2 protein-coding genes are annotated in these 1,389 nt (G+C 74.6%); both read left to right on the plus strand.

Translation table 11 applies throughout. The annotated features are described in order from the left end of the window. Positions 1-873, plus strand: an 873-nt coding sequence (locus HW445_RS31025; protein WP_180224111.1) for a M24 family metallopeptidase, incomplete at its 5' end; no start/stop codon positions are given. Positions 874-942: 69 nt separating this feature from the next. Continuing rightward, on the plus strand, positions 943-1,389 hold a 447-nt coding region (locus tag HW445_RS31030; protein WP_374939733.1), incomplete at its 3' end, for a phosphotransferase.

The raw sequence follows: 1,389 nt of genomic DNA on the forward strand, positions 1-1,389 counted from the left end.
CCCGCCCTGACCCTGCGGGACTGGACCGACGGCAAGGACCCCTACGCCGTCGCCGCCCAGGGCCTCGACGGCGGCGGCCGGTTCGGTGTGAGCGACAACACCTGGGCCCTCCACCTCCTCGGCCTGGGCCGCGCCCTCCCCGCCGGCTCCTACGTCGCCCTCAGCGAAGGGCTGCCGATGCTGCGCGCCGTCAAGGACGCCGTCGAACTGGAGCGCATGGCCGCCGCCGGAGCCGCCGCGGACGCCGCGTTCGCCGGGATCCGCACGGTCCGGTTCGCGGGCCGCCGCGAGGACGAGGTCGCCGCGGACCTCGCCGGCCTGCTGCGCCGCTTCGGCCACGAACAGGTCGACTTCACCGTCGTCGGCTCCGGCCCGAACGGCGCCGACCCGCACCACGAGGCCGGGCAGCGGGTCATCGAGGAGGGCGACATGGTCGTCCTCGACTTCGGCGGCCTGATGCACGGCTACGGCTCCGACATCTCCCGCACCGTCCACGTCGGCGAGCCGACCGACGAGGAGCGCCGCGTCCACGACATCGTGCGCGAGGCCCAGGAGGCCGGGTTCCGCGCCGTCCGGCCCGGCGCCACCTGCCAGGACGTCGACCGGGCCGCCCGCGCCGTGATCACCGAGGCCGGGTACGGCGAGCGCTTCATCCACCGCACCGGCCACGGCATCGGCGTCACCACCCACGAACCGCCCTACATGGTCGAGGGCGAGCTGCGACCGCTGGTGCCGGGAATGTGCTTCTCCGTCGAGCCCGGCATCTACCTCCCCGGCCGCTTCGGCGTCCGCATCGAGGACATCGTGACGGTGACCGAGGGTGGGGGACGGCGCCTCAACGACGCGCCTCGTGAGATCGTGACGGTCGGCTGACCCGTGCGACACGGATCGGTCGACCGCATCCCGAACCCCCTCCGGCACGAACAAAACGGCACCACCACCATGAATCAGGCACCGAAACCGCCTTCCACCGACGAGCTGCGCGAGCTGGTCCGCACCCTCCTTCCGTCCGAGTCCGGGTCCGGCTCGGGCTCCGCGTCCGGGGGCGGGCCCCCGGGCGAGCCGGACGTCCGGCCCGTGGTGGACGAGAAGACCCCCGAGCCGGAGCGCGCCCACAGCACCTGGTGGGTCGGTGACCGGCACGTGCTGCGGCTCGCCCACGACCGTGAGCAGTCGGCGCGCCGCCTGCGCGAGCTGCGGCTGCGCGACCTGGTCAGGCCGCACGTGGGGGTGCCGGTGCCGGTCAGCCGGGGGCACGGGGAATGGAGCCCCGGGCTCGTCTACACGCTGGACACCCGGATCCCGGGCGGTGCCGGGGCCCGGCACAAGGTGACCGCGCTGGGTGAGGCGGACCTCGCCGGTCTGCTCACCGGGCTGCACGCGGTGCCG

The sequence above is a fragment of the Streptomyces sp. UH6 genome (genome assembly GCF_013421635.1).
Taxonomy (GTDB): Bacteria; Actinomycetota; Actinomycetes; order Streptomycetales; family Streptomycetaceae; genus Streptomyces; species Streptomyces abyssomicinicus.